Annotated in this window: 2 protein-coding genes; both read right to left on the bottom strand. The window is 45.2% G+C overall.

Annotated elements, in window-relative coordinates; translation table 11 throughout:
- The coding region (locus tag RBA40_RS32880; protein WP_306653073.1) for a non-ribosomal peptide synthetase at positions 1-2659 on the bottom strand (2659 nt) is incomplete at its 3' end.
- Positions 2660-2670: 11 nt separating this feature from the next.
- On the bottom strand, positions 2671-4144 hold a 1474-nt coding region (locus tag RBA40_RS32875; protein ID WP_306653072.1), incomplete at its 5' end, for a non-ribosomal peptide synthetase.

Here is a 4144-nt window from a genome sequence, read left to right as displayed (position 1 = left end):
CGATATGGATTTCACCAGCTACGCCTAAAGGTACAGGTTGCAGATGTGTATCGAGGATATAAATTTGGGTGTTGGCTATGGGACGTCCAATGGGCGCATTACGTTGTAAGTTACAAATTGTGGAATAAGTGCTGCAGAAAACGGTTGCTTCTGTTGGGCCATATCCATTGACTATTTTAAGCGATGATAGAAGAGCTTGCAGTTTGAATAGATCCTTTTCCATCAATGGTTCTACGCCTACTAACGCTAATTTTAAATTAAGTTTGGATCTATCTTCGATAGATAGGTCATTTAATTTTTTAAGAAAAAATGGGGGAAGATATCCGCGTCCTATTTGATGTTGAACAAACCAATTCATTAGAATTTTCGGATCAGCGCGCGCAGAATCAGGAACGATATGAATCGTGTCACCAAACACAAATGGCAAAAATATTTCAAATATGGAAACATCAAATGCAAAGCTAGTCCAAAATGAACTCATGAGCGGTTCGTGATCCCTCTGATTCTGAACCTGCCAGTCTATAATTAGATTGATAACATTCTTATGCTCAACCATCACCCCCTTAGGCAGTCCGGTTGATCCTGAGGTATAAATGACATAAGCTAAATGGTTGGAAGTAATACCCAATGCCTTAGCATCTGGATTATGTTCAGGCGAAGCAGTGGGTTGATCTAACCACAGGGTAGGTAAAGACAATGCAGCTTGTCCCCAATGCGCTACAGTGTCTTGCAACTGACTGTGTGTCAGAAGAGCTCCTGGCGCACTATCGGCAAGCATGTATGCCAAGCGCTCTTTTGGATAGCTTGGATCGAGTGGCACATAGGCACCGCCTGCTTTCAAGATTCCCAATAAACCTACCAGCATCTCTAAGCTACGCTCAACACAGATAGCCACACGGTCGTCTGGTGCAATGCCCATGTCAATCAACGCATGCGCCACTTGATTGGCCCGTTTGTTTAAGGCGTCGTACGTCAAGCACTGTTCTTCAAACACCACCGCAATGGCATCAGGCGCATTGGCCACCTGAGCTTCAAACAACTGATGAATCAACTGGTTTTGTGGGTAATCAACGGCTGTATTATTAAAGTCCGCAAGTAGTTGCTGACGTTGTGCACTCGATAAAAGTGGTAATTGACTGATACGTTTTGTTTCATCAGCGACCATGCCAGACAGGAGAATCCGCAGATGCTCGACCAGCCGTTCCATCGTAGCTTGCTCAAACAAATCACTGGCATACTCCAAGGCACCCGTGATGGACTCCCCTGTTTCTGATAAAGACAAGCTAAGATCAAAGTGCGTTGTACTGTGCGGGGTTGCGATGCCCGATAGGGTTAAGCCAGGTAAGTTTAACGCACCGTCCATGGGGGTATTTTGCAATACCAGCATGGCTTGAAATACAGGGCTATGACTTAAACTGCGCACCGGTTTAAGGGCATCGACTACTTGTTCAAACGGAATATCCTGATGCGCATAAGATTCTAAAGTATTGGTTTTGATTTGTGCCAGCAATTGCACCACACTTGGATCATCATCCAATTGAACACGCAGTGCAAAAGTGTTCACAAAAAAGCCGATGAGTGATTCAATTTCAGATCGCTGACGGTTGGCAAAAGGGGTACCAATCACCACATCGTTCTGCCCACTCATACGAGACAACAGGGCTGACCAGCCTGCTAGGAGCGTCATAAACAAGGTCGCGCCATGGCGTTGACTGAAAGCGCGTAGATCTTGGGTTAAGGCGGTCGATAGGGTGACGGCAATACGATTACCCTGATAGCTTTGGACGGAAGGACGAGGATGATCTGTTGGCATCTCAAGAAGAGCCGGTGCCCCAATCAGATGCTGCTGCCAGTAATCGACTTGCTGCTGCAATGCATCCCCTTGCAACCATTTCCGTTGCCAAGCGGCAAAGTCTGCATATTGAATGCTTAAGGGTGGCAGTGGATCGGGTTGCTGCTGGCTAAACGCCGAATATAGAGCAGAAAACTCTTGCACTAGTATGCCGATAGACCAGCCATCAGAGACGATATGGTGCTGTGTTACTAATAAGATGTGCTCTTGATCAGACAAGCGTAACAAACGACCGCGAATTAGCGGTCCGGTTGATAAGTCAAAAGGCGCACGTGCTTCCTCTTTACTGTAACGTGCAACAGCCGCCTCTTGCTCATTGCCAATAAGTTCAGACAGGTCCACCTCTTGTAGTGCAAAGCCCACGTCAGCAGGAACAAAAATCTGTACCGGTTGTCCATCTTCTTTTGTAACAAATAAGGTACGTAAAGCCTCATGGCGCGCCAGAATGCGATCCAGGGCAGCTTGCAAAGCCGCGTGGTTTAATTGTCCCTGTAAGCGTAATCCTGCCGGGATATGATAAGCCGCCCCTGCTGCATGATCTAATTGATCAAGGAACCAGAGACGCTGCTGGGCAAAGGAGAGAGGAAGAGGTATGGTTCGGTCTGCGCCCGGAATATCATTTTTGCCTTTGGATGTGGAAAATATGCTAGTGAGAAATTCAATAATTGAATCTTTATTTTTAATTATTCGTGTCTGCAATTCTGGAGTGAGGGCGCCTTTTTTTCCTTTGCTGCGCAATTGCCCATTTTGCACACTGAGAACAACGCCTAAATCCCGGATTTCGAGTAAAAATTCCCTGATGTTCATTTTTATTAATCTTAAAAAGAAATTATTTCATTGTCTGTTGCAGCTTCTGGTAATTCCATGAGGCTGAGCAGGTCGTTTATATATATTGTCAAACTAGAAATTGTCGGTGCTTCGAATAAAATACGTACTGGTATCCTGAGAGTAAATTGTAGATAAATGCGATTTATCATTTGCATTACTAGCAGCGAATGTCCCCCCAATTCGAAGAAATGATCATGTCGCCCGACACGCTCTAGTCTCAGGAGGTCTTGCCAGATATTGGCAATGGCCATTTCAATCTCCCCTTGCGGCGCTTCGTAGGTGCGCGACACCACTGCTGACTGATCGGGTGCAGGCAAGGCTTTACGATCGAGCTTACCATTGGGCGTTAATGGGAAAGCGACCAGCGTCACAAAGGCGGATGGTACCATGTACTCTGGTAAGACAGAGGAAAGCTGAGCACGCAGATCGGCCGTTGACAACACGGCATCCTCTTTTACAATCACATAAGCGACCAAGCGCTTCTCATCTGGCGCATCTTCACGTGCGGTGACAAACGCTTCACGCACACCAGCACAAGTAGCCAGCGTGGCCTCGATTTCTCCCAGTTCAATTCTAAAACCACGGATCTTGACCTGGAAGTCATTGCGACCGATGTAATCGATATTGCCATCCGGCAGATAACGCGCCAAGTCACCTGTTTTATATAGACGAGCGCCAATCTTGGTGCTAAACGGATCGGCAATAAAACGTTCAGCAGTTAAGTCAGGACGGTTCAGGTAACCACGTGCTACACCCACACCACCGATATAGATTTCACCATCTACGCCTAAAGGTACAGGTTGCAGATGTGTATCGAGGATGTAAATTTGGGTGTTGGCTATGGGGCGGCCAATGGGTGGTGCCATATTAAGATTATGAACCCACTTGTTTCCTAATCTGTAAAATGCGGAAACATCTGTACATTCTGTCGGCCCATAGCTGTTAATAATTGTTAACTTTGGATAGTTGTCTTTTAGGGAGATAAAATTGGAAGTATTGACAGGCTCTCCACCTAAAAAAACTTTGAGTAAATTTGAGAATGTTATTGACGTTGAGCAATCTAGGAGTGCATAAAACATACTAGGAGTCAAATTAATTACACTAATTGAACTGAGCTCCAAGGATAAATTGATAGCTAAAGGATCAAATTGACTATTGGCTAAAGATAGCAATCCGCCACAAATAAGTGTAACAAAGATATTTTTTTGAGTGAGATCAAAACTTAACGAGGTGAGGATGAGAACTCGATCTAGCTTTGAAAAGTTAAATTCCTCTTGATACCAATAGAGTAGATTAGATAATCCTATGTGATTGATGGCAGTACCCTTAGGCACGCCGGTCGATCCTGAGGTGTAAATCACATAGGCCAAATGGTTGGGAGTAATACCCAATGCCTTAGCATCTGGATTAAGTTCAGGCGAAGTAATAGGTTGATCCAATAGCAGTGTCGGCAAAGACAATGCA

It is taken from the genome of Massilia pseudoviolaceinigra (assembly GCF_030846505.1).
GTDB classification, from domain to species: Bacteria; Pseudomonadota; Gammaproteobacteria; order Burkholderiales; family Burkholderiaceae_D; genus Telluria_A; species Telluria_A violaceinigra.
Note: the sequence above shows the minus strand (reverse complement) of the source record. Positions and strands in the feature narration are given on the sequence as shown.